This is a genomic window from Erwinia sp. ErVv1 (genome assembly GCF_900068895.1).
GTDB lineage: Bacteria > Pseudomonadota > Gammaproteobacteria > Enterobacterales > Enterobacteriaceae > Erwinia.
This window is the reverse complement of record NZ_CDPK01000005.1, coordinates 331,702-352,159: the sequence shown is the minus strand read 5'-3', so window position 1 is coordinate 352,159 and position 20,458 is coordinate 331,702. Positions and strand designations below refer to the sequence as shown.

The window sequence follows — 20,458 nt, the reverse complement described above, 5'->3', positions numbered from 1 at the left end:
TCAGGATGGCGGTAGCCTGTCGTCCTGCTCTCGCTTTTCATCGGTGGGGCTGGCTGGCGCGACCGGGGCTATTGCATCATAGCGGCGGCGCATCCGCTTACTGACCAGGAATACCGGCGTTGCCATAAACAGTAAAAGGCTACCGGCCATCCCGCAGACCAGCAGGCTGATACTGCCCGTCCAGCCCTTGCCAGCCGTGACGCCCGCCACAACCAGCGATAAAATAAAGCAGAAGGAGAGCGTCAGGCTGACCGGCCAGATATTGGTGATATCCATATCGCTCAGCGCCATTTTCACCGGTTTAATCGCCTGTCTTGCCGCTTCCTGCTCGGCGCGCATCCGCTCTTTTACGGCAAGCAGATCAACACAGGGCGCAATAAAATCCTCAGCCGCCACCGGCGTGTACAGCTCGTCAAACACTCTGCTGACCGGCGGGAATAGCAGCGACCAGCTGCCGGTATGCACACCGTAGGCGGTCAGTGCAGGAAGCGTTATCCGCGGCCATATTACGGGCTGCAAATAGCGATCGTTTAGCACGATCCAGCTTTGGCGCGTTTCCCCCCGCGTGACATGGTACAGGCGGAACCGGTCGGCCGGGGGGTAGTTCAGGTTACTGACGCGGGCAGTAATAAAGGGAATATTATGCTGGCGACAGTAGTTTACCCGTCCCTGCCCCTGCGCCGCCAGCAGGACGCCTAACGCAGGTAAAAAGTAGAACGAGGTACCGCTGGCGGCAAAAGGGCTCTCCAGATGCTCTTTCAGGCGCGCTTCGCTGTTGGCGCTAAGATGTTCAGGCCACCAGCGCCAGCTGCGGCCGATAACGCGCTCGGTTGGCACCTGGAATATTCCAAGGGATTCTGTTTCCGCAGGCAGGCGCGCAAAGGGGAATATTTTGCTAAAAAAGGTCAGCGCATCATCCGGTCCGTTCCATTCGCCGCTTGCCTCAAGACCGTGCAGATTCGCGGTCAAATCCCCCCAGCCGTTTTTACCCAACATATCTATCTGATATTTGGTATCAGCCAGACGTTTACCCAACCGGAGGATGGCCTGCGGAATACCGTCCAGCGCCAGTTCCGGCACCGGCGCTGCATTATTTTCTTCATGTTCCATACTGCGTATCCCCAAAGGCAACGGCCCAAACAAGATTCAAGCGACAAAGGGTTATACCGCTAAGGTAATACAGCGATAAATAAGTAACTGGGTGTTGGATGGCGTACGCCTAAATGTGGCAAGTATTCAATATAAGACAATGATTTCAAACGGCAGTGAATTTGACTTTAGTCAAAAAAATCAAAGCTTTTCAAGGTGATAGTATACTTATGAAGTGTTATTCAGTGCAATAGCGCCTGCGGTTTTCCTGCCTGACGATCCACTTCTCCCTGCCTGTAGTTCGCTGTTTTTTGCCCTGGCCGAGCGTATTAATTCGTTTAAATTTAAGCGTTAAATCTCCTTCATCGGGGCGACGCCGCAGGATTACCCTGCCGCTAAAATTCGGATTTTAGCCGCTAAAAAAATTATCCCTAAGTCGGATGCGCCAAAGAATAACGCCAGTCGGCTCGACCATTGCTTTCACTCATTTGCATCAGGTCATCTCGTTCCCGCTGGGATAGAGGCAATTGACGACGCACTCACAGTAAAGTGGCAATAACTTTGACCTTCGACATAAAATCGCGATAAATTACGAGCGTAAATGTAACTAATTAATTCTATCAGAATCAAAATATGTCATTATGGTTTAACATTTACATGCGCTTACTGCGGCTGGGTTATACACCAGGGTGACGAAATCATTGATAACATTAAATCTAATTTTAATTAAACGCTTGCGACCCTTAATGCAACAATTAAACAACAACACGCCTGCCCATGACACCATTAGGCGTAATAATTTCCAATTTGTGCCTTAATCGACAGCTAAAACAACCAAATAGTTATAGCCGCCCGCCGCGATATAAATAATTCTTACATCGGATAATGGGGATCGGTATGACTGAAGGAGTCGTCCACGGCGCGAAAAAAACCTTTAGGGCTATGCGGATACATTATTTTTACATAACAGCATCATTCCCAGATCCCATTTTAACAGTATGGACAACCGATTTAACGCAGCGGTGAAACAATTCATCGCAAAGAACCCCGTTATTATTGCCGTAATCGCTATTACTGTTGTCACTCCTTCTAATGATTTGGTCTCTGGATCAATCCTTCGATGAAATACTCGCCTGACGATCGCCCCATCACATCAAATGTGGCCTTGTTGTCAGGTGCGAGTTAATTAATAAGAAAAGGCAGTCTATGTTAGATCGAGGTAAGCAATGTTCGGATTAGATGCATTCCACCTGGCAAGGATACAGTTCGGCTTTACCGTCTCCTTCCATATCATTTTCCCGGCTATCACCATCGGGCTTGCCAGTTTTCTGGCAGTGCTGGAAGGGATGTGGCTGAAAACCAGAAATGAGGACTATCGCGACCTCTACCATTTCTGGTCGAAAATTTTTGCCGTTAACTTCGGCATGGGCGTGGTATCAGGCCTGGTGATGGCCTATCAGTTCGGCACCAACTGGAGCGGCTTCTCCCAGTTCGCCGGCAGTATAACGGGCCCGCTGCTGACCTATGAAGTGCTTACCGCCTTCTTTCTTGAGGCTGGCTTCCTTGGCGTTATGTTGTTTGGCTGGCATCGTGTGGGCCGTGGCCTGCACTTCTTTGCGACCTGCATGGTTGCGCTGGGCACCATCATTTCAACCTTCTGGATCCTCGCCTCTAACAGCTGGATGCAGACCCCACAGGGCTACGCGATTCAGAATGGCCTGGTGGTCCCGGTTGACTGGTTTAAGATTGTTTTCAACCCCTCTTTCCCATTCCGACTGCTGCACATGTCCACCGCCGCTTTCCTGGCGAGCGCCTTCTTTGTTGGCGCTTCTGCGGCCTGGCATCTGCTGCGCGGCAATGACACCCCAGCGATTCGCAAAATGCTGTCGATGGCACTGTGGATGGCGCTGATCGTATCGCCGATTCAGGCGGGACTGGGCGATGCACACGGTCTGAATACGCTGGAACACCAGCCTGCCAAAATCGCGGCAATTGAAGGCCACTGGGAGAATAAGCCGGGCGAAGCCACGCCGCTTATTCTCTTTGGTCTGCCGGATATGGAACAGGAAAAAACCCGCTACGCGGTGGAGATCCCATATCTGGGCAGCCTGATCCTGACCCATAGTCTGCATAAGCAGGTTCCGGCGCTGAAAACCTTTCCAAAAGAAGATCGTCCCGATTCCACTATCGTATTCTGGTCGTTCCGCGTAATGGCAGGCCTGGGCATGCTGATGGTGCTGCTGGGCGTGGTCAGCCTGTGGCTGCGCATACGCAATCGCCTTTATACCTGTCGTCCCTTCCTGTGGTTCGCACTGCTGATGGGTCCGTCGGGTCTGATTGCCATTCTGGCCGGTTGGTTTACCACTGAAATAGGGCGTCAACCCTGGGTGGTGTATGGCCTGCTGCGAACGAAGGATGCGGTATCCGCTCACGGCGATTTGCACATGAGCCTGAGCCTGATCGCCTTTATTCTGGTTTACACGTCAGTGTTCGGCGTCGGCTACATCTATCTGTTTAACCTGATCAAGAAGGGTCCGAAACAGGGTGAAGGTAATGACGATCCGGATGGTGGCCCTGGCACCAAACATACCCCTTCACGTCCGCTGTCTGCCGTGCAGGAAAAGTTAAACGCGCAGAAGGGGGAGAAATAACGTGGTCATTGATACTTCTGTCATCTGGTTTGGCATCATTGTTTTTTCAACGCTGATGTATATCGTGATGGACGGCTTCGACCTGGGTATTGGTCTGCTGTTTCCATTTAATAAAGATGCAGCCGAGCGCGATATGATGGTGAATACCGTTGCGCCGGTGTGGGACGGTAATGAAACCTGGCTGGTGCTGGGCGGTGCGGCGCTGTACGGCGCTTTCCCGCTGGCCTATGCGGTGATCCTCGACGCCCTGTCGGTGCCGCTGACGCTGATGCTCATTGGCCTGATTTTCCGCGGCGTCGCCTTTGAGTTTCGCTTTAAGGCGACCGAGGAGCATCGTCCGTTCTGGGATAAGTCTTTTATCGTGGGCTCTATTCTGGCGACGTTTAGCCAGGGTGTAGTGCTGGGCGCCTTTATCAACGGTTTCCAGGTAACGAATCGTGCCTATAGTGGCCCGGAACTGCTGTGGCTGACGCCGTTTTCGATGTTTTGTGGTCTGGGTCTGGTGGTGGCATATGCGCTGCTGGGTAGTACCTGGCTGATTATGAAAACCGAGAACGAGCTGCATCGCAAAATGACCGCGCTGGCGAAGCCTCTGCTGCTGGTGCTGCTGGTGTTTATTGCCATCGTCAGCGTCTGGACGCCGCTGGCCCACGCGGACATTATGCATCGCTGGTTTACCCTGCCAAATCTGTTCTGGTTCCTGCCAGTACCGGTGCTGGTTCTGCTGGCTGCATGGAGTTTGCTGCGCGCCCTCAAGCGCCATGCGAATTACTCCCCGTTCCTGCTGACGCTGGCGCTGGTTTTCCTGGGCTTTACCGGCCTTGGGATCAGCATTTGGCCGAATATTATTCCACCGTCCATCACTATCTGGCAGGCTGCCTCACCGCCGCAGAGTCAGGGCTTTATGCTGGTCGGCGGGCTGTTGATTATTCCGGTTATCCTGGTTTATACCTTCTGGAGCTACTACGTGTTCCGAGGGAAAATCAATCCGGATGAAGGCTACCACTGATTGAGTGAACGGGAGATGAGTATGATTGAAACACAGCAGGCGACACCTTCACCGGTGTGGAAACGCATTTTGTGGATGGCGGTCATTTATGCAGGCAGCGTTATGGCGCTGGGCGTGGTGGCAACGCTGTTCCGTATGATGATGACCGCGGCCGGTATGAAATCACACTAATCGCACGTTGTCCGGAGGGCTGCCCGGTCGTTAAAAGGCTGTCGATATGCCGCCCGCTGGACAGTTTCTGACGCTAATAAATTTACATCGAAGCCCGGTAGACATAAGTGTCTGCCGGGCTTTTTTCGTTGTGGGTTGGTGGATAATCCCTGCGGGTGGCGGTTGGCCCAAAGCGCAGGTTTGTTGCGCAGGCTGCGATATCTTCGGTGCTGGTGGACAGTTCCGACGTGTGTCGGCTGCAATGCCGGCTTGCCGGTGGATAATCCCAGCGTTTGCCGGGCGTCCTCGCGCCAGGCTTTGCCTGGTGCCTTTGGCTCCGACTCCGGGCCGGACGGCCCGGTCGCGAGCGGGCATCCCTGCCCGCCGCTCCCTGAGTGCAGCATCCCTGCTGCCCTCGCCTGGCCCTCCGTCTGCGCCGCAGCGCTGCGGAATGCCCGTCACCCGCTGGGATTATCCACCTCTCAGGCTTCTGAGCCGCTTTGAGTAAAACCGTTTGTCTGTCCGCGGGCTGCTGAGCTGCTTTCAGTAAAACCGTTTGTCTATCCGCAGGCATCATCAGCACGACTTCAAGTTAAGCCCTGATAACACTCAGGCTTTGTAGCCCGCCCGGCCCATTAGCAGGTAATTCGGTAATGTGCATTTGACAGCGCCTGCCCAGCCGATGGCTCTGAGTCTTTAACGCAAAGATTTTCTTAATTGCAGAGTTCTTCCTCTTCCAAACCTGCCGAAAGAGTTTATGTAACCCCCCGGAACCGCCCTTACCCGCACCAGCACAATGCAATAAGCAGACGGGTGGGCCCGGTGACAGGCATTCCGCAGCGCTGAGCGTAGAGAGGAAGACCCGGATGGGCCAGCAGGGATGCTGGCACAAGGGCATGTCGGGACAGGGATGTCACGTCATGCCCGGTCCGAAAGGTCGACGAGCGGAGCGAAGGCACCGCGCCACGCGCGGCGTGAGGACCGCCAGGCACCGGGCCCCAACGGTAGGCGACCACCCCTGCCCTTACAGCAATGGGCTCAATACACAGGCGATATTCGCCAGATCCCCCGCAGACCAGATACGATCAGCTGACGACGGCACTGAGTCTTTAGCAGAGCAGTTTTCTTATTTGTAGAGTTCTTTCTTCAATAAAACCCGGCCACAGAGTTTCCTGAAACCCCCGGAACCGCCCTTACCCGCAGCCAGCACAATGCAATAAGCAGACGGGTGGGGCCCGGTGACAGGCAATCCGCAGCGCTGAGCGCAGTGAGGAAGACCCGGATGGGCCAGCAGGGAGGCTGGCACAAGGGCATGCCGGGACAGGGATGTGCCGTCATGCCCGCTCCGAAAGGTCGACGAGCGGAGCGAAGGCACCGCGCAACGCGCGGCGCGAGGACCGCCTGGCACCGGGCCCCACCCGTTGGCGACCACCCCAGGCCTGTGCAGCACCGGGCCCCAACGGTAGGCGACCACCCCTGCCCTTACAGCTATGGGCTCAATACACAGGCGATATTCGCCAGGTCCCCCGCAGACCAGATACGACCAGCTGGCGACGGCACTGAATCTTTAGCACAGCGGTTTTCATATTTGCAGAGTTCTTACTCTTCCAAACCTGCCAAAAGAGTTTATGTAACCCCCGCAACCGCTCTTACCCGCAGCCAGCACAATGCAATAAGCAGGCGGGTGGGGCCCGGTGACAGGCAATCCGCAGCGCTGAGCGCAGGGAGGAAGACCCGGATGGGCCAGCAGGGATGCTGGCACAAGGGCATGTCGGGACAGGGATGTCACGTCATGCCCGGTCCGAAAGGTCGACGAGCGGAGCGAAGGCACCGCGCCACGCGCGGCGCGAGGACCGCCTGGCACCGGGCACCACCCGTTGGCGACACCCCAGGCCTGTGCAGCACCGGGCACCACCCATTGGCGAACACACGGACCTCTGTCACATCGAACCCCACCCGTATGCGACACCCCAGGCCTGTGCAGCACCGGGCACCACCCGTTGGCGACCACACGGACCTCTGTCACACCGGGCCCCACCCGTAGCCGACACCCCAGGCCTGTGCAGTACCAAACACCCATCAATTCACGAGGTAGACATTCCGAGGCTAAAAAAACACCCCAACTGCCAAATTCTTTACCTTCGTCATATTTTTTCACACAACCGCAACGGCAACTCGTACGGGATGGTCTACTCTTAATGTTCCCTATGAGGAAATCATGCCACTAAGAAGGAGATATTATGAGTCTGTTAGATAAAGCGAGTGACAAAGCTGACGAAGCACTGGGTAAAGGCCAGGAGCAGCTCGGTAAAGCGACTGATTCTCCCGAGCATGAGTTAAAAGGTAAAGTGCGTCAGGGCGCGGCCAAAGCATCTTACGCTGTTGATGATGCGCTGGACTGTGTGAAAACCAAAACGCAGGATGCCCCATTTGTTTCGCTGGCGATTGCCGCTGGCGTTGGCTTCCTGGCGGCGAAGATTTTCGGCCGTCGCTAAGCCCGAGGCGCTAAGTTAATCGCTAGCGCCCCCCCTGAAAGGCCGACATCGTCGGCCTTTTTTATCGCCTTTATCGCCTTTATCGTCGCATTAGTACCGATCGGTTACCTCGCCATTCCCCTCTTTTTTTGCTAAATCTCTGTCTGCTGCACCCCCTTACTCACTTCGGCTTCCGTGCCCCGGTTAATACCCTCAATTCGACCCGCCCTGCTCCCAACACACCTCGTTTTTGAAATAAACCGAATTAATTGACGCCCCCTCCTGTGCCTGCGCACTTAAATATGTGATCGACATTTCAAATCCAGCAATTTCAATTAGCAGCCAAATCATTTCAGCACTATTTATAACAACTATCTCCGCTAATGGTGGTTTCATGCCGTCCGTACGGACCGTAAAACCCGCTCATGTCAGGCATTTTCCCTTTTCCGCGCCTGATAAGCCGGAGAAAAAACTGACCTCAGGCGCAACGGCCCAGACCCTCCTGCCTGACAGGCAACAGAAAAAAATTATTCCAATAACAAGAAGGTGTTCCAAAATGAAAAGCAAGCTCCCTAAAACCACATTAAAAAGATCGGTGGCGTTCTGTGGTTTGGGATTAATGCTGGCATCAGGATCTGCACTGGCAGATTATGCCCCGCTCAGCATTGATTCCCCCTATGCTTTTGGCGACTGGGGCGGCTCCCGCACCCAGTTAAAAAATGACGGTGTGGATTTCCAGGTTAACTACACCATGGAATCCGCCAGCAACTTCTCCGGTGGATATAACCATTCAACTACCGCCCGCTACACGGACCAGTGGGCATTCGGCACCACGCTGGATTTGGAAAAACTCCTCAACTGGAATGACACGCAGTTTCAGACCACTATCACCAGCCGTAATGGGCAAAACCTGTCGGATTATATTAATGACCCGCGATCCGGTGGGCTCTCATCCGTGCAGGAAGTCTGGGGACGTGGACAAACCTGGCGCCTGACTCAGTTCTGGCTGAATAAAGGCTTTTTTGACCATGCGGTTGAAGTGAAGGCAGGACGGGTTACCGTTGGCGAAGACTTCGATGCGTTTCAGAGTAACTTCCAGAACCTCGCGTTCGGTAGCGGTCAGGCGGGAAACTGGCGGGGCGATCGCTGGTATAACTGGCCGGTATCTCAGTGGGGCGGCAGGGTAAAATTCAGCTTCACGCCTGAAGTGTTCTTACAGGTTGGCTTCTATAACCAAACTGCCTCGAACTACGATACCGGTAACGGCTTCCGCCTGGATACCAGCCACACCGAAGGGAATATGGTCCCGGTTGAATTGGGCTGGCAGCCAGCCTTTGGCGCCGACAAACTGCCGGGTAACTACCGCGTAGGGATGTATTACTCGTCGGTGAAAGGCGATAACTACAGCTCATACCGTGACGGACAGTACGGCGAACAGAATCACGCCTACGGTGGTTACCTGCTGCTGCAACAACAGCTGACCTCAATGGACGGCGACAATCAGCGGGGTCTGGGCGTTATCGTACAGGCGGTGATGAACGATCACAAAACCTCTAAAACGGACAACTACCAGTCGGTCTCTTTTGTCTGGAAAAGCCCGTTTGCTTCCCGTGCTAAAGATGAAATTGGCATCGGCGCGGCGCGCATTCACGTCAACGATGACTACGGCAATATGCTGCGTCAGACTAACCGGGATAATGGGGTAAATGACTACAATAACCCGACTTATCTGCCGATCCAGAGCGGATCGGAGTACGACTATGAGATTTACTACAATGCCCATCTTACCAGCTGGCTGAACCTGCGGCCGAACCTGCAATATGTCGCTTCTCCGGGTGCGGTAGGCGAAGTGAAAGATGCCTTTATCGGCGGCATTAGCGCCAACATCAACTTCTGATCCTCAGTCCGGGCCGCAATGCGGCCCGGCCCTGTTCAAATTCCCGCTTTTAACTGCGCCCGCGCGTTATAAAAACGCCGATAGGCGAGGTATCCGGCAATAATGGTCGAGAAGCTGGCGGTACCGAGCAGCATAAACGTCACCATAATCTGGTATTTAATCGCCTTAACCGGATCGATCCCGGCAAAAATCAGCCCGGACATCATGCCCGGCAGACTCACCAGACCCACGGTTTTCGCTGCATCGACGGTAGGGATCATCGCGGCGCGAATGCTGTCGCGGATTAGCGAGCCGGAAGCCACTTTAATTGACGCGCCGAGGCTAAGCCTTTCAAGTATTTTCTGGCGGTTGTCGGCAAAACGCTGATTCAGGTTGCTGTAGCACAGCCCCACGGCCACCATCGCATTGCCCGCGATCATGCCTGATATCGGAATAACCTGCATCGGCAGGAACTCAATGGAGCCGGACAGCACCAGAATTGTCAGCGTCAGGGTGGTACTCAGGGTGATGGCGACAAAAGAGATAGCCAGCGCCCGGTCGATATTGCGGCTACGCTTACGGGCGTTCAGCGCCGCATTGGTACAGATAAACAGCACCATCAACACGGTCAGCCAGCCGTTGTTGAGCATAAAGATATACTTCAGCACGTAGCCGACGATAATCAGCTGAACGATGGCCCGCGATACGCTCCAGATAATATCTTTTTCCAGCCCCAGCTTCTCTTTCCTGCTCACCAGCAGGGCAATCAGCACCAGGATCAGCGCCAGCCCCAGGGATTCGTTTGTAATGTTATGCTGGTTCATCTGCACTCCCGGCTGAGGATGGGCTGAGCGTCAATACCCGCTGCGCCCGATGAATTTCGGCGCTATCGTGACTGATCCATATGGCGGCCATGCCCTTTTCAGCCATCAGCTCGTTGATCAGCCCATTGATGGCCTGCTTGTTTTCATCATCCAGCGCGCTGGTGACTTCGTCCAGCAGCAGCACGTCAGGTAAGAACTGCAGATTACGCAGTAGCCCCACCCGCTGCTTTTCCCCGCCGGAAAGCGTCTCAATCTCTTTGTCCAGCGTCTCTGCCGGGAGATTGACCCGTTGCAGCCAGCGTTGCAGTCCCTCTCTTTCAGCTTTTTTGTGGCGGATTTCCCACGGCAGCGCCAGGTTATCCCATACCGTTTTGCCAAACAGCGCGGGCGTCTGACAGCACCAGGAGACCTGCTGACGGTAGGTTTCGGGTCTCAGTTCACTGACGGGCTGACCTTTAAACAGCACGCTGCCGTGCGTGGGATCGAGTAGCGAAGCGATAATTTTTAATAGCGTGCTTTTCCCGCAGCCGGACGGTCCGGTCAGAAGGAGAAAATCACCCGCGTTAAGCGTAAGCGATACGGGAGCCAGCAGCGTGTTTCCGGCCAGTGCATAGCTCACACCCTGTACGTCCAGCAGGGGAGGATGGGTCGACATAGTGGCGTCCTGCAAATTATTTATGCCGCCGATCATAACGCGAAAAGGCAACAAAATGTCGCCTTTTCAGGGATGAAATCTATTTGGTATGGCTTTAGTTTACGGCTTGTCTGAGGGATAGCTCAGGGTGACAGGTCCATCCGGAATTTTTGTGAAGCGGGTGAGGATTTGATGGAAGTCTGCCGTTGGATTCAGATCGCTGAACTGCGCCGGGTAGAGGTCCTTCGCCAGGATTTCCATGCCGATAATATTGTACGGATGGTTATAAAAATGGTGATAAACCCCGTAGACACGCCCCGCTTTGACCGGCGCTATCTGCTGGAGACCATTGCGTTCGATCAGTTTCTTAAAGGGGGCCGTCACCTCCTGCGGTGCCACGCCGAAGCCAAACGGCAGCACGTTTTTATCCGGGCGCTTTGATCCGGTCATAATATAGACGTCAGGCTTCATCGCAATAATCTTCTCAAGCGCAACAAACCCTGAAGCACCGGGCAGCAGGCTGGAGCCAATATTCTTCCCGCCTACCGCCTCAACCAGACCGCCCCAGCCGTTGTGTCCGTGGGTAAAGCAGCAGCCATCTGAGTTCCCGGCAATAGGTTCGATAAAGACCGTGGGCTTAGGCTTAATCGGTTCAATTTTCTGCTGTAAATTGTTCCAATGTGCCTGGTAGAAGTCGGTGTACGCCTTTGCCCTGGATTCCTGATTCAGAATGGTTCCCAGCAGGGTGATGCTGTTTGCCGTGTTCTGCGCCGGGTGCAGTTCATAGTCGATGAACACCACCGGGATATGCAGCTTTTGCAGCTGGTCCAGCACGCCCGTCTGCTTAAGAGCAGGCTTCGCGCGCAGCTGGGCAATCATCAGGTCGGGCTTTTCAGCAATGACGCTTTCAAGATTGACCTCTCCGCGATCGCTGAAGCCCATATCGATAATTTTCGTCGCTTCCGGCCAGGTTTTCTTCAGCAAATCCCAGGTCTGGGTATCCTGTTTTTTCGGCAGGTTATTCCATGCGACCACCCGCCGAAAGGGATCTTCCCTGTCCAGCAGGGCCAGAGAAAGTACATCCCGTCCGTCCTGCAGGATCACATGCTGTGGCTCCTTACTCAGGGTGATTTTTTGATTGTCCATATCGGTGATCTGCACCGGATAGGTGGTGGCGGCACAGCCTGCGCTGGCCAGCATAGTGCCCAATAACAGCCACGAACGAGTTTTCACTAATTGTCTCCTGAGAATAAGAATCAGAGCAAGAATCATTTATGATGATACCATCCATCCCACGCCCCGAATGTTCTTAATGGCGCCACTGCCCATTTTTTTTCGCAGCGAATGGATAAAAAATTCAACCGCATTGCTCTCAATCCCCTCTCCCCAGCCGTAGAGTTTAGACTCAAGCTCACGCCGTGAAAGCGGCCTGCCCGGCTGGGATATCAGTGCCTGCATTAACGCGAACTCGCGAATAGACAGGCGGTGCACCTCACCGCTGAGCAGATTAACGGCCTGATAGCTGGCAGGATCCAGCACGATTTCACCATTGCTGATCAGCGGTGCGCCCTGCCCCTCCCGCCGTCGCCGGGCATTATGCAGGCAGGCAAGCAGTGATTCGGCATCGAAGGGCGTGGCAATGTAGCCGTCAATGTCGGTATCTGTGCAGCCTGAACGTTCGCCTGCCGTCTCCGAACACGTCATCATAATCAGCAGGGGTAACTCACGGCCCGTCACGCGCAGCAGATCCTTCAGACTCTCCCTCTCGCCTGGCGGCAGTCCGGCACTGAGAATGACAATATCAAAATGGCCATCCGCCAGCAGCTCCCCCGTCGGGTGTTTTATGCACTCCATGGCGTAGCCTGCCTCTCTGAGCGGGGGGAGAATTGCTTCACTTTGCAGGCAATTCTCTTCAGTCAGCAGAATTCTCATCCCACCCTCCGAATAACAGGTGTTAACTGCGTGAACCTGACGTTTTTGCGGCTTGCCGCCGCTAGCCTAATGGCGTAATGCATCGTTCCCCTCCAGGAAAACAGAGATGAACCCAGTTTGCCGGGGGAAACTTAGCATTACATTAGGCTGGACCGATAACGGCTCAGAAAGGAATAAAGAAGGTGGAGAAGAAGGAGGCGTTCAGCCTTTTACCCGCGAGGGCCAGCAGATCAGCAACAGGCCGCCAAAAATCAGTACTACCCCGGCCAGCTTACTCCAGACGAAGATTTCATTAAGCGCGGGCAGGCAGAGCGCTGCCCCCCACACCAGCACATAGCTCAGGCTTAACAGCGGATACGCCTTGCTGAGCGGTATTCTCCGCAGCGCCAGAAACCAGCACAGCATTGATAACGTATAGGCAAACAGGCCGCCGACCAGCGCCAGAGCAGCCGGCGGCAGGCTGAGCAGCGCGTTAAACAGCCGGGCCGGATCGCTGGCCGACGGCAGGTTCATCATCGCCCAGCGCATCAGCAGCTGTGCGCCGCTGACCAGCAGGACGCTACAAAGTGCCAGTACAATACCCATCAGACGCTACCTCTGGTCATTCTGCTGCCTGCAAACATCGGTACATATCCATTATGCCCGTACGCCCATTATCACTACGCCAGCCACAATCAGCACAATGCCCAGCCAGTGACGGAGGGTAACCGGCTCTTTCCACAGCCAGCGGGCCGCCAGCACGATAAAAATAAAGTTCAGGCTGAGCATGGGATACGCCACGCCTACCGGCACCTTTTGCAGCACCATCAGCCATACCAGCATGGCGCAGCCAAGCAGTATGGCGCTAAGTCCCAGCCAGAACAGTAAATGCCATCGCCCCTTCAGCAGGCCATGCTGTGCGGCCTGCTTCTGGCAGAGCTGGCCGGCACAGCTTAACAGGCTGGCAAAGGCGATAAACAGGATGTTCATGGCAGCTGTCTGTACTGGAACATCACCAGCCGTCCTCGGCGGAGTACCCGGTCCGCTTCGGGCAGATCGCCTGGAGTAAGCTTCTCATCGTGCGACAGCAGCATTATCAGTGAGACCTCCCCCTCATGGCGATGCGCAGCCAGCCAGCCGGCGAAATCAGCCCCGGAAATAAATGTCCCTTTTGCGTCGGGATAGCTTAATCCGTACTGCACCTCACCCGGCTGATCGTAAAGCTTGATATCGCTGCGCTTAAGCTCCCAGGCCAGCCCGGAGGCGATCCCCGGGTTATTTGCCAGTACAAACCGGCTCGGCGCGATATCGCTTTTAATGGCACGGATAAACTGCTGCGGCTGCTTGGAGTCAATGACCCGATTGGGGATCACCATTCCTACCACCAGAGCCAGTGCCAGCGGACAGCAGGCTGCCCAGCTCCAGCGCTTCGCGGGTGATGCCAGCGTCAGCCAGCCTGTAATGCCCCACAGCAGAAAGGCGCCCCCGCCCAATATGACCTTGAGCAGCTCGCTATGGCCATATACAGGATGTCGTGCCAGCCCCCAGGGGGCCAGAAATCCAATAATCGCCAGGGTACACAGCAGCCCAAAAGCAAAGTTTATCCAGCCATTCACTTTAAGGGCTTTGCCGCTGACCAACATCAGATCGGTGGCCCGTTTCGCCATTAAAATAGCCAGCGGGGCAAAGCAGGGAAGGATGTAGGTCGGTAATTTGCCTTTAGCAATGCTGAAAAACAGCAGGGGGATTACCGTCCAGCTTAGCAGGTAGAGGCTTCCAACGTTCTCTTTGCGCTTTTGCCAGCCGGTACTCAGTGCGCCGGGTAACAGCCCCAGCCAGGGCAGGCAGCCAATTGCCATAATCGGCAGGTAATACCAGAAAGGCGCTTTATGCTGTGCACTCTCATCGGCGAAGCGCTGAATATGTTCCACCCAGAAAAAGTAGTGCCAGAAGTCGGGTTCGCGTTTGGCAATCGCTATCGCCCAGGGCGCGCTAATTGCCGCTGCACCGATCACCGCCAGCGGGCCGAAGAGCAGCAACTCTTTGAAGCGCCGTTGATGAATCGCCCAGGGCACAATGGCGATCACCGGTACGGCAAGCGCGAGGAAGCCTTTGGTCATAAAGCCCATACCGCAGGCCAGCCCCATCACCAGCCAGGCCAGCACCTTTTCCTTACGGCTGGACGCGGCAATGGTCAACCAGTAGCTACACATGGCCGCCACCAGCCACAGAGTAATCATCGGGTCGAGCACCGCATAGGTGCCAATGCTAAACACCAGCAGGCTGGTCAGGAAAATAACGCTGGCCATTATCGCCGTGTAGCGTTCGCGCCAGATGCGTAGCGCCAGCCAGTAGACCATCAGCGCGGTCAGCGTGACGGAAAAAACGGAGCCAAAGCGCACGGCAAAGTTGTTATGGCCCAGCAGTAGCTGGCTGAGGTTGTTTATCCAGTAACCGGCGATGGGTTTTTCAAAATAGCGCAGGTTAAAAAAGTGTGGCACCACCCAGTCGCCATTGGCGAGCATCTCCCGGCTGACTTCGGCATAGCGGGTTTCATCAGGTTGCCACAGGTCGCGGAACTCAAGAGGAACGAGGTAGTACAGGGCAAACAGTGCCAGCAGCAGGGCACCGTTTCTCATTATTTTCATACTGGCTTACTCAGATAGTTGCTGGTATCCCAGCCATCCCTCACGCCCGGGAAGGGTTCCCCGGACAACTTTTCCCGTCGGCAGGCCAGACAGGTCCTCAGGCAACAGGTCACCAAGCGGGCAGAACTGAATGCCCTGCTCTGCGGCCAGCCGCAGCAGTTCGTCAAACTGGCTGCTCATGGCGATACCTTCAACTTCAGCGTGGATGGTGTAAACGGGCGTACCTTTATCCTGGTGAATTTTCTCCAGGATAAAGGCGTTGTACGCCTCTTTACTGACAACCGAACCGACGACCTCATCCCAGGTGGGCAGCGTAACGGGGATCTGCACCGTACCCAGTGCGCCATTCGGCAATAGGGGCAGGAAAGGCGTCGTCCCCCGGCAGTCGCTGTTATAGTGAAAGCCGAAAGACTCCTTTGCGTGAATCACCCGACCATCTGCCCGCCAGCCCGCGGCCGCTGAGCAGGTCACCGGCTGCCCGGTCACGTTTTGCAGCGCATCGCGCCCCCGGCGGATCTGCTTTGTTAGCGTCTCCTCAGGCCATACGCCTGCCCAGGTCTGCCAGGCGAAGTGATCCCATGCATGCAGACCGACTTCATGATGTTCGGTTGCGGCGGCGATCGTTTCTGACAGGCCCTTAGCAATGTTGCGCCCGGGCCAGGCCGTACCGGCCAGCAAAATATCCCAGCCATACAGCGAGGCCGCGCCCGAGCGCAGCATCTTCCACAGGAATTTCGGCTTCATCAGGCGCCACAGGTGGCGCCCCATGTTATCCGGCCCTACGCTGAAGAAAAAGGTGGCCTGAGTGCGATGTAAACTGAGCGTTTCCAGCAGCCGGGGGACGCCGTCACGCGTTCCCCGCCAGGTATCGACATCTATACGGAGGCCGACTTTTTTCATTTCTCCGTATCCACGCCGTCAACCGTGCGCAGGAAGAAATCGAGCGTAGCATCGATGGTTTTTTCCATCTTCACTTCCGGCGTCCAGTTAATCAGGCGGCGGGCGTTGCGGATGGCGGGCTTACGATGCACCACGTCCTGATAGCCCTTGCCGTAATAGCTGCTGCTTTCAACGTCGCGGAAGCCGGCAAAAGGAGGGAAATGGCTGCGGAGCGGATGGCGATCAAAGCTCTCCAGCAGCTGCTGTGCCAGCTCTTTGATGCTCGCCTCGTTGTCCGGGTTACCGATATTAATAATTTGGCCGTCGCAGTTATTGTTTTTGTTTTCAATAATACGGAACAGCGCCTCTACCCCGTCGCTGATATCGGTAAAGCAGCGCTTCTGCCGCCCGCCGTCCATCAGTTTAATGGGCGACCCTTCAACCAGATTCAGGATTAGCTGGGTAATCGCACGGGAGCTGCCAATACGCGCGGCGTTAAGGTTATCGAGACGCGGCCCCATCCAGTTGAACGGGCGGAACAGCGTAAACCGCAGGCCTTCTTTATCGCCGTAGGCCCAGATCACCCGGTCAAGCAGCTGTTTGGAGACCGAGTAAATCCAGCGCTGTTTGTTGATCGGACCGACCACCAGATTTGAGCTGTCTTCATCGAAATTAGGATCGGTACACATGCCGTACACTTCGGAAGTCGACGGGAAAATAATACGCTTTTTATATTTCACGCAGTCGCGGATAATTTTCAGGTTTTCTTCAAAGTCCAGCTCAAACACCCGCAGTGGATTGCGCGTGTACTCAATTGGCGTGGCAATGGCCACCAGCGGCAGAATGACGTCACATTTTTTAATGTGATATTCAATCCACTCCGAGTGGATGCTGATATCCCCTTCAACAAACTGAAAGCGCGGATGGCCAACAAAGCGGCTGATAGCGTCTGAACCGATATCCAGACCGAAGATATCGAAGTTATCATCCTGTAGCAGTCGCTCGGTCAGGTGGTTACCGATAAATCCGTTAACGCCCAGGATCAGTACCCGGGTACGGCGCTTAACTGCCGATACCGGCTGGTTGTGCAGTAGCGCACCGCTAACCAGGCCCAGCGTTTGCGCGAGCTGTGAACCCTGCATATACACGCCGTTTTCGCTCTGCCCCGTCATCACTTCCAGCGCACCCTCACCGCAGGCAATGATTAATGGTGCGACCGACAGTACCGTACCGGCTTTGGCCGCAGGCAGGTCATGATGAACCTTCCCTTTCCAGACGATGAATTTTGCCGAGCCAACGTAGCCATACGCGCCAGGCCAGGGATCGGTAACCGCACGCACCAGGTTGTTGACCTTCTCTGCGGGCAGCGACCAGTCGATACAGCCATCCTCCGGCGACCGGCGTCTAACCGTTGTTGCCTGGCTTTCATCCTGCGCCCATCCCTGAAGTTTGCCCAGTTTGAGCGCGGGCAGCGCGTCGGTAAGCAGCTCAGTGGCCGCGCTGGTCAGCTTACGGTGCAGGGTTAACGCGTTATCTTCTGGCGCGATCGCCACTTTCTGCTGCGCCATAATCTCACCGGCATCCGCGCGGGCGACCATACGGTGCAGGGTAACGCCGGTTTCGGTTTCGCCATTGACCAGCGCCCAGTTCAGCGGCGCGCGGCCACGATATTTCGGCAGCAGAGAACCATGCAGGTTAAATGCGCCATGCTGAGCACAGTCCAGAATCTTGTCACTCAGCAGATTACGGTAATAAAACGAGAAGATAGCGTCCGGTGCCATCAGTTGAATGCGGTCAACCCATAATGGGTGATTAACGTCTTCCGGCGCAAAAACCGGGATACCCAGCTCCGCTGCCGCACGCGCGACCGAACCGAAAAAGTGGTTTTCATTGGCGGAATCAGGATGGGTAAAGATGGCTTCAATCTGATAGCCGGCCTCAACCAGCGCATTGATGCCGACGCATCCCATATCGTGGTAGGCAAAAACAACAGCTTTCATTCTTTGTTATCCTCTGAGGATTCGGAAACAGAAACGGATGAGTTGACAACGCGCTGGATGAAGTAGCGCGGGCGGGCACGGACGTCGTTATAAATGCGGCCAATATACTCTCCGAGCAGACCCATTCCGACAAACTGTGCGCCGATGAAAATAAACAGCACGGCGAACAGGACAAACATGCCGTCGCCAGCCCAGTGCGAACCGAAAAACAGGCGCGCGACGATCAAAAACAGTGAGAAGGCGAACCCGGCCAGGGCAATCAGGCTACCGACCACGCTGAGCATACGCAGCGGCGTGGTGGTCAGGCAGGTCACCAGGTCATACATCAGATTGATCAGGCGCATCAGGCTGTATTTGGAATCACCAAATTCGCGCTCGGCGTGATGAACCGGGATCTCAATGGCCCGGCGGGCAAAGGTATTGGCCAGAATAGGGATAAAGGTGCTGCGCTCATGGCAGTGCAGCATGGCGTCAATAATATGGCGGCGATAGGCGCGCAGCATACAACCATAATCGCCCATCGCTTTACCGGTGGTGCGCTGGATCAGATGATTGATCAGGAGCGAGGCGCGCTTGCGGAACCAGCTATCCTGGCGATTTTGCCGCACGGTCCCCACCACGTCATACCCCTCGGCAGCCACCGCAACCAGTCTCGGGATCTCTTCAGGTGGGTTCTGTAAATCCGCATCAAGGGTGATGATAAGGTCGCCGCTGACGTGGCTGAAGCCAGCCATAATGGCCGAATGCTGGCCATAATTACGATTAAGCAATACCGCAACGATATGACTGCCCTCTTCGGACGCGGCACTCGCCAGCATCTCGGCAGAGTTATCGCTGCTGCCATCATCGACCAGCAGGATTTCATAGTCCATCGGCAGCTGGTCGCAGGCCGCTGTCGTGCGGCGGAGCAGTTCGGGCAGGCTCTCCTGCTCGTTATAAACGGGAATGACAATAGAAACTTTATTGATAGGTTGTTCGGGCGTCATGTTATCTCTCGGCAATATCGCGCAGGGCGGTAATGACGCGGCTGACATCGCCGTCGGTCATACCTGGAAACAGCGGTATCGAACAGATGCGATCGGAGTTCCATTCGGTTTCAGGCAGGGTTAAGTCGGGAAAGCGTTCACGGTAATATTTCTGCGTGTGCGCCGCACGGAAATGCAGGCCGCTGCCAATATTACGATCCTTCAGGGCCTGCATCAGTTCGTCACGGGACAGCCCGCAGCGCTCAGGATCAACGCGGATAATAAACAGGTGCCAGGCGTGCTGATGGGCCCACTCCGGCACGGACAGCGGTAAAAACGGCGTATCCGCCAGCTCCTTCAGGTAGCGGGCGGCAATCTCCGCACGCCGGGCGTTCAGTTCGGGAAGTTTATCCAGCTGCACCAGCGCAATAGCGGCGCTGATGTCGGGCAGATTATATTTATAGCCGGGCGCAATAACTTCAGCCTGGGGCGCGCGGCCGTGGGTCTGACGATCAAAGGCATCGACACCCAGACCGTGGAACTTCAGGCTGCGGATACGGCTCGCCAGGGTTTCATCATCGGTTACCACCAGGCCGCCTTCCGCACAGCTCATGTTTTTAATGGCGTGGAAGGAGAAAATAGCCGTGCCGGTTGCCCCCACGTGGCGGCCTTTGTATCCGGTTCCGGCCGCATGCGCGGCGTCGTCAATGACCGGAATGCCGTAGCGCTTACCCAATGCGTGAATGGCATCAATATCCGCCGGAGCGCCTGCATAGTGTACGGGCACAATGGCTTTAGTACGCGGCGTAATCGCGGCTTCAATAAGCTCAGGGGTCACCATCAGCGTGTCACGATCGACATCAATCATGACCGGCTCTGCGCCCAGTAGCGCAATCATATTCAGGGTGGAAACCCAGGTCAGTGAAGGGGTGATAACTTCGTCCCCGGGACCGATGCCCAGCGCCATCAGCGTCACATGCATGCCTGCCGTTGCCGAACTGACGGCAATCGCATGCTGGTTACCCGTTAACTGGCAAAAAGCCTCTTCGAGCAGCTGATTTTTAGGCCCGGTAGTGATCCAGCCGGAATTCATCACGTCCCTGACCGCTGCCAGCTCAGCTTCCCCCATTGCGGGGCGCGAAAAAGGAAGAAAATCCGACATCATTAAAATTTCCTTAATTGTAACCAAAATAAACTTTAGCAGAGTGTGCTATTTCCAGTCCACTGGCAACTGTTATGCGTTGAAATTTAACCATCACATATAATTTGCTGTGAATTTTCTCATCGGTAACTCTCTTTCTCCGCGCAGGTCATAAATGGCTAACTTTTCAGCGGCGGCATTATCGCA

17 protein-coding genes are annotated in these 20,458 nt (G+C 55.2%); 5 read left to right on the top strand and 12 right to left on the bottom strand.

Features of this window, described 5'->3' with window-relative positions:
* Entirely contained in the window at nt 1–1,110 is a 1,110-nt protein-coding gene (locus tag A1830_RS10385) for a hypothetical protein (protein ID WP_197473320.1), read from the bottom strand.
* Nucleotides 1,111–2,315: 1,205 nt separating this feature from the next.
* Here A1830_RS10385 and A1830_RS10380 point away from each other — a divergent pair.
* The 5 genes from A1830_RS10380 (at nt 2,316) to A1830_RS10360 (ending at nt 9,270) form a co-directional block, all read left to right on the top strand.
* The gene (locus tag A1830_RS10380) at nt 2,316–3,740 is read left to right on the top strand and encodes a cytochrome ubiquinol oxidase subunit I (RefSeq protein WP_067705442.1); all 1,425 of its coding nucleotides are present in this window, start codon (nt 2,316–2,318) and stop codon (nt 3,738–3,740) included.
* Between the two features lies 1 nt (nt 3,741).
* On the top strand, nt 3,742–4,749 hold the full coding sequence (cydB, locus tag A1830_RS10375; RefSeq protein ID WP_067705440.1) for a cytochrome d ubiquinol oxidase subunit II: 1,008 nt from the start codon (nt 3,742–3,744) through the stop codon (nt 4,747–4,749).
* A 21-nt stretch (nt 4,750–4,770) separates the two neighbouring features.
* Complete coding sequence (locus A1830_RS21410; protein ID WP_082804139.1) at nt 4,771–4,920, top strand: DUF2474 domain-containing protein; 150 nt, start codon at nt 4,771–4,773, stop codon at nt 4,918–4,920.
* Nucleotides 4,921–7,139: 2,219 nt separating this feature from the next.
* Nucleotides 7,140–7,394, top strand: a complete 255-nt coding sequence (locus A1830_RS10370) for a CsbD family protein (RefSeq protein ID WP_067705439.1) — start codon at nt 7,140–7,142, stop codon at nt 7,392–7,394.
* Nucleotides 7,395–7,929: 535 nt separating this feature from the next.
* Entirely contained in the window at nt 7,930–9,270 is a 1,341-nt protein-coding gene (locus A1830_RS10360; RefSeq protein ID WP_067705436.1) for a carbohydrate porin, read from the top strand.
* 35 nt (nt 9,271–9,305) lie between these two features.
* Here A1830_RS10360 and fetB read toward each other — a convergent pair whose 3' ends face one another.
* The 11 genes from fetB to arnB form a co-directional block, all read right to left on the bottom strand.
* A complete protein-coding gene (fetB, locus tag A1830_RS10355) occupies nt 9,306–10,073 on the bottom strand; it encodes an iron efflux ABC transporter permease subunit FetB (protein ID WP_067705434.1) in 768 nt (255 codons plus the stop codon).
* On the bottom strand, nt 10,060–10,728 hold the full coding sequence (fetA, locus tag A1830_RS10350) for an iron efflux ABC transporter ATP-binding subunit FetA (RefSeq protein ID WP_067705433.1): 669 nt from the start codon (nt 10,726–10,728) through the stop codon (nt 10,060–10,062). Before fetA ends, fetB begins: the two co-directional genes overlap by 14 nt.
* A 99-nt stretch (nt 10,729–10,827) precedes the next feature.
* Nucleotides 10,828–11,907, bottom strand: coding sequence for an ABC transporter substrate-binding protein (locus tag A1830_RS10345; protein ID WP_067705588.1), 1,080 nt, complete (start codon nt 11,905–11,907; stop codon nt 10,828–10,830).
* A 72-nt stretch (nt 11,908–11,979) separates the two neighbouring features.
* A complete protein-coding gene (locus tag A1830_RS10340; protein ID WP_067705431.1) occupies nt 11,980–12,639 on the bottom strand; it encodes a winged helix-turn-helix domain-containing protein in 660 nt (219 codons plus the stop codon).
* A 201-nt stretch (nt 12,640–12,840) separates the two neighbouring features.
* The gene (gene arnF, locus A1830_RS10335; protein WP_067705429.1) at nt 12,841–13,224 is read right to left on the bottom strand and encodes a 4-amino-4-deoxy-L-arabinose-phosphoundecaprenol flippase subunit ArnF; all 384 of its coding nucleotides are present in this window, start codon (nt 13,222–13,224) and stop codon (nt 12,841–12,843) included.
* A 51-nt stretch (nt 13,225–13,275) separates the two neighbouring features.
* Nucleotides 13,276–13,608, bottom strand: a complete 333-nt coding sequence (gene arnE, locus A1830_RS10330; protein WP_067705427.1) for a 4-amino-4-deoxy-L-arabinose-phosphoundecaprenol flippase subunit ArnE — start codon at nt 13,606–13,608, stop codon at nt 13,276–13,278.
* Nucleotides 13,605–15,266 carry a lipid IV(A) 4-amino-4-deoxy-L-arabinosyltransferase gene (gene arnT, locus A1830_RS10325; protein ID WP_067705425.1) on the bottom strand — a complete coding sequence of 554 codons (1,662 nt, stop codon included), beginning with the start codon at nt 15,264–15,266 and terminating at the stop codon, nt 13,605–13,607. Before arnT ends, arnE begins: the two co-directional genes overlap by 4 nt.
* Nucleotides 15,267–15,272: 6 nt before the next feature.
* Nucleotides 15,273–16,166 (bottom strand): 4-deoxy-4-formamido-L-arabinose-phosphoundecaprenol deformylase, encoded by an 894-nt coding sequence (gene arnD, locus A1830_RS10320; RefSeq protein ID WP_067705423.1) that lies wholly within the window; start codon nt 16,164–16,166, stop codon nt 15,273–15,275.
* Nucleotides 16,163–18,145, bottom strand: coding sequence for a bifunctional UDP-4-amino-4-deoxy-L-arabinose formyltransferase/UDP-glucuronic acid oxidase ArnA (gene arnA, locus A1830_RS10315; RefSeq protein WP_067705421.1), 1,983 nt, complete (start codon nt 18,143–18,145; stop codon nt 16,163–16,165). The genes arnD and arnA overlap by 4 nt, the downstream gene beginning before the upstream one ends.
* Entirely contained in the window at nt 18,142–19,131 is a 990-nt protein-coding gene (gene arnC / locus A1830_RS10310) for an undecaprenyl-phosphate 4-deoxy-4-formamido-L-arabinose transferase (RefSeq protein WP_067705419.1), read from the bottom strand. Before arnC ends, arnA begins: the two co-directional genes overlap by 4 nt.
* Nucleotide 19,132: 1 nt before the next feature.
* The gene (gene arnB / locus A1830_RS10305) at nt 19,133–20,272 is read right to left on the bottom strand and encodes a UDP-4-amino-4-deoxy-L-arabinose aminotransferase (RefSeq protein WP_067705587.1); all 1,140 of its coding nucleotides are present in this window, start codon (nt 20,270–20,272) and stop codon (nt 19,133–19,135) included.
* Nucleotides 20,273–20,458: the final 186 nt, after the last annotated feature.

Coding starts and splice junctions, on each gene's coding strand:
- A1830_RS10385 (WP_197473320.1), bottom strand. CDS start 1,110: ATGGAACATGAAGAAAATAATGCAGCGCCGGTGCCGGAACTGGCGCTG.
- A1830_RS10380 (WP_067705442.1), top strand. CDS start 2,316: ATGTTCGGATTAGATGCATTCCACCTGGCAAGGATACAGTTCGGCTTT.
- A1830_RS21410 (WP_082804139.1), top strand. CDS start 4,771: ATGATTGAAACACAGCAGGCGACACCTTCACCGGTGTGGAAACGCATT.
- A1830_RS10370 (WP_067705439.1), top strand. CDS start 7,140: ATGAGTCTGTTAGATAAAGCGAGTGACAAAGCTGACGAAGCACTGGGT.
- A1830_RS10360 (WP_067705436.1), top strand. CDS start 7,930: ATGAAAAGCAAGCTCCCTAAAACCACATTAAAAAGATCGGTGGCGTTC.
- fetB (WP_067705434.1), bottom strand. CDS start 10,073: ATGAACCAGCATAACATTACAAACGAATCCCTGGGGCTGGCGCTGATC.
- fetA (WP_067705433.1), bottom strand. CDS start 10,728: ATGTCGACCCATCCTCCCCTGCTGGACGTACAGGGTGTGAGCTATGCA.
- A1830_RS10345 (WP_067705588.1), bottom strand. CDS start 11,907: ATGCTGGCCAGCGCAGGCTGTGCCGCCACCACCTATCCGGTGCAGATC.
- A1830_RS10340 (WP_067705431.1), bottom strand. CDS start 12,639: ATGAGAATTCTGCTGACTGAAGAGAATTGCCTGCAAAGTGAAGCAATT.
- arnF (WP_067705429.1), bottom strand. CDS start 13,224: ATGGGTATTGTACTGGCACTTTGTAGCGTCCTGCTGGTCAGCGGCGCA.
- arnE (WP_067705427.1), bottom strand. CDS start 13,608: ATGAACATCCTGTTTATCGCCTTTGCCAGCCTGTTAAGCTGTGCCGGC.
- arnT (WP_067705425.1), bottom strand. CDS start 15,266: ATGAAAATAATGAGAAACGGTGCCCTGCTGCTGGCACTGTTTGCCCTG.
- arnD (WP_067705423.1), bottom strand. CDS start 16,166: ATGAAAAAAGTCGGCCTCCGTATAGATGTCGATACCTGGCGGGGAACG.
- arnA (WP_067705421.1), bottom strand. CDS start 18,145: ATGAAAGCTGTTGTTTTTGCCTACCACGATATGGGATGCGTCGGCATC.
- arnC (WP_067705419.1), bottom strand. CDS start 19,131: ATGACGCCCGAACAACCTATCAATAAAGTTTCTATTGTCATTCCCGTT.
- arnB (WP_067705587.1), bottom strand. CDS start 20,272: ATGTCGGATTTTCTTCCTTTTTCGCGCCCCGCAATGGGGGAAGCTGAG.